Genomic DNA, 3464 nt, shown 5'->3' with positions numbered 1-3464 from the left:
AGCCAGGCCAGGCCGCTGATGCTGGCAGGCTGGGCCACGTCCAGCCGCAAGGCCTTGGCGCCCAGGGCCTTGAGGCGCTGCAGGCCTTCGTCGTTGCGTGCGGTGGCTATGACGTTGGCACCGTCCGCCAGGTACTGGCTGACGAATTCAAGGCCTATGCCGCGTGATGCGCCGATGACGAGGACTTTCATGGATTAGCCCGCGAAGTTGAAGTACTTCGACCATGACGGGTCGAACGCATTGCTCAGCTCAACGTCGGCGAACGATGCGCCGCGCAAGCTGGTGTCAATCACGCCGAGTGCGGCAGGCAGGTCGCCCACGTAATAGTTGGCCAGGCGCCGGCCGTTCCTGACCACGGTGTGGGACAGGATGCCGGCATGCTGAAGCTCCAGGCGGGTGGCGATCTGCTCCTGGACTTCGCGGGCACGCTCCAGTGCCGCATGGTCATCCACGGGCAGGCGCAGCTCGATCGCGTGGCCCAGGTCAGGCCGCGCTGCAATCGCATTGGCGCTCTGGTTGACCGCCACGATCGCCTTGTCACCCTCCTGGTCGTCTTCTTCGTCACCGTCCTCGTCGTTGCCAAAGACGACTGTCATGACAGACCACTGGTGTTCGCCGCTCGGGAACAAGCCTGTGTGCCCCAGTTCGTTCGTCCAGAACGCGTCGAGCACAGGGCCGAACTTGTCGAGCGTCGTGGAGCCGGCCACTTCGTCCGAGAACGCATCGACGAAATCCACAAAGCCCACCTTGACCGCGAAGTCGTACTCGCCCAGCACATGGTCGAGCATGATGAAGGTCATGTTGCGCGCATGGTCCTGCATGTCGCTGGGCAGTTCACGCGCAAACATGACTTCGATGCCCACCTGCCCTTCATCGGCGACGTGGCCGATCAGCACGTCGGAGGTGGCCAGTTCAAAGTTGTCCATCCGCATGGGGAAGTCGGGGCTTTCCGTGCGGGCGCGAAAGGCAGTGAGGCTGTAATGCTTCAGCGGCGGCGCGCGCTTGACGAAATCCAGCAGCAGCGGAAAGGTTTCGGTACTGCCGTGCGCGGTGGCGATCAGTTCGACCTGCTGGTCGCCGTCGTCAGCCGACATTTCCAGCGCCAGCCCTTCCAGGTACTCCTCGAGAACTTCATTGATGCTCTCGACCTGGTCGCGTACCGGCTGGCGGACAAGCTCCGCCTCGCCCTCCTGGAATTTCAGCCAGAACGCATCGATGCGCTGGGCGAGCTCAGCGGGTGAAAGCGTTTGTGGTGCTTCTTGCGTCATACCAGCTCGATCGCCATGGCCGTGCCTTCACCGCCGCCGATGCACAAGGTGGCAACGCCTTTCTTCAGGCCGCGGGCCTTGAGCGCGTGGATCAGCGTGACCAGGATGCGGGCGCCGGACGCGCCGATGGGGTGGCCCAGCGCGCAGGCGCCGCCGTTGACGTTGACGATGTCGTGGCTGATGCCGAGTTCTTTCATCGCGGCCATGGGCACCACGGCGAAAGCTTCATTGACTTCCCACAGGTCCACGTCTTTGGCGCTCCAGCCGATCTTCTTGAGCAGCTTGTTGACCGCGCCGACCGGGGCGGTGGTAAACCATTCAGGGTCTTGCGCAAACGTGGCGTGGCCGAGGATGCGCGCGATGGGCGTGRCGCCCAGTTCTTTGGCGGTGGATTCACGCGCCAGTACCAGGGCGGCGGCGCCGTCGTTGATGGACGAGCTGGAGGCGGCGGTGATGGTGCCGTCTTTCTTGAAGGCAGGCTTGAGTGTGGGAATCTTGTCGAGCTTGACCTTGCCCGGGCCTTCGTCGATAGAGATCACCGTTTCGCCGCTGCGGCCCTTGACGGTGATGGGCGTGATTTCGGCCTTGAAGGCACCGGATTCGGTGGCGGCCTTGGCGCGGTTCACGCTGGCGGTGGCAAAGGCGTCCTGCGCTTCGCGGGTGAACTTGTACTTGTCGGCGCACTGCTCGCCGAAGGTGCCCATGGCGCGGCCGGGTTCATAAGCGTCTTCCAGGCCGTCGAGCATCATGTGGTCATAAATGCGGTCGTGCCCGATGCGGATGCCGCTGCGGCCCTTGAGCAGCAGGTGGGGTGCGTTGGTCATGCTTTCCATGCCGCCGGAAACCATCACGTCGCGGCTGCCGGCGATGAGCTGGTCGTGCGCGAGCATGGTGGCTTCCATGCCGGAGCCGCACATTTTGGACAGCGTGACGGCGCCCACGCTGGCGGRCAGGCCGCCCTTGAAACCGGCCTGGCGTGCCGGCGCCTGGCCCTGGCCGGCCATCAGACAGTTGCCGAACAGCACTTCATCGACCTTTTCAGGCGCAATGCCGGAACGTTCGATGGCGGCCTTGATGGCGTAGCCGCCCAGGTCATGGGCCGACAGGCTGGCGAAGTCGCCCTGGAAGCCGCCCATGGGGGTGCGGGCTGCGCCGAGGATAACGATGGATTCAGACATGAGGAGGTCCTTTCAATTGATGAGAAAAATTCGGGAGGCATCTGTCAACAAGCCGCGACGGACGCAGGATAAGTAGCAAAGCCAAGGTGGAGCGCGCTCCCAGCCAGCCAGGGCCGCGGAACCGGCTTTGCCGGGCCGCAGGCGCAGCGCCACCGAGGGGCTGGAGCCCGCGGCTCCAAGCCTGCCTGCGCAGGCTTGGACGGGCGACAGAGGCGAAGCGTCTCGCGAGCCGCGGCCTGCAAGGCCTCGCGCATTACACGGAGCCGAAGGCGAAGTGAAAAGCGTGGGGGCCAACATCTTCTAGGGCGTCAGGCCGCTCAGGCCTGTGAGCACGGGCTCGGGCGGCAGTTGCATGAGGACTTCATCGTGGGGAGCACCGGGGCTGTGCAGCGCGACAAAGCGTTTCTCGCGCTCATAAGGAAATACGTCGTGCACGTGGCCGGCCTGGATGCGTGCCTGGTGGCTTTGCCAGAAATGGGCGTCGAGCAGGTCGCCGTGGTGCTTCATGAAGACTTCGCGCACCGCGTCATTGCCGAGCAGGAAGGGGCCGAAAGTTTCGGGGAACACGTCCTTGGGGCCGACGGTATACCAGACCTCGCCGCTCATCTCTTCTTCCTCGTTGCGCGCGGCGGGCACCTTGCGGAAGTTGCAGTCGGTGATGTATTCGATCTCGTCGTAGTCGTAGAACACGACCTTGCCGTGGCGCGTGATGCCAAAGTTCTTCCAGAGCATGTCGCCGGGGAAGATGTTGGCGGCCACCAGGTCCTTGATGGCGTTGCCGTATTCGACGACGGCACGCTCGATCTGGTCCTGGGCTGCCGGCTCTTTCACGCCGGCGTCAAAGGCTTCCTGCAAATAGATGTTGAGCGGGATCATGCGCCGCTCGATGTAGACATGCTTGATGATGACTTCGGTGGCACCGTCGCCGTCGCGGTCGCTGATCTCAAGCTGGCTGGGCGCGAACTTTTCGATCTCGGCGATCAGCTCGTCGCTGAAACGTTCGCGCGGAAAGGCCACT

Annotated in this window: 4 protein-coding genes; all 4 read right to left on the bottom strand. The window is 63.7% G+C overall.

The genetic code is table 11. The features are described 5' to 3' along the window. The coding region (locus AC1D1X_RS18785; RefSeq protein WP_477698870.1) for an SDR family NAD(P)-dependent oxidoreductase at positions 1–191 on the bottom strand (191 nt) is incomplete at its 3' end. A 3-nt stretch (positions 192–194) separates the two neighbouring features. Then, positions 195–1268 carry a DUF695 domain-containing protein gene (locus AC1D1X_RS18780; RefSeq protein ID WP_477670097.1) on the bottom strand — a complete coding sequence of 358 codons (1074 nt, stop codon included), beginning with the start codon at positions 1266–1268 and terminating at the stop codon, positions 195–197. Continuing rightward, positions 1265–2446 (bottom strand): acetyl-CoA C-acyltransferase, encoded by a 1182-nt coding sequence (locus tag AC1D1X_RS18775; protein WP_477698869.1) that lies wholly within the window; start codon positions 2444–2446, stop codon positions 1265–1267. The genes AC1D1X_RS18780 and AC1D1X_RS18775 overlap by 4 nt, the downstream gene beginning before the upstream one ends. Positions 2447–2746: 300 nt before the next feature. Beyond that, the coding region (locus tag AC1D1X_RS18770) for an isocitrate dehydrogenase kinase/phosphatase-domain containing protein (protein ID WP_477698868.1) at positions 2747–3464 on the bottom strand (718 nt) is incomplete at its 5' end.

Source organism: Polaromonas sp. P1_G4 (genome assembly GCF_056405475.1).
This window is presented reverse-complemented; position numbering and strand designations above follow the sequence as displayed.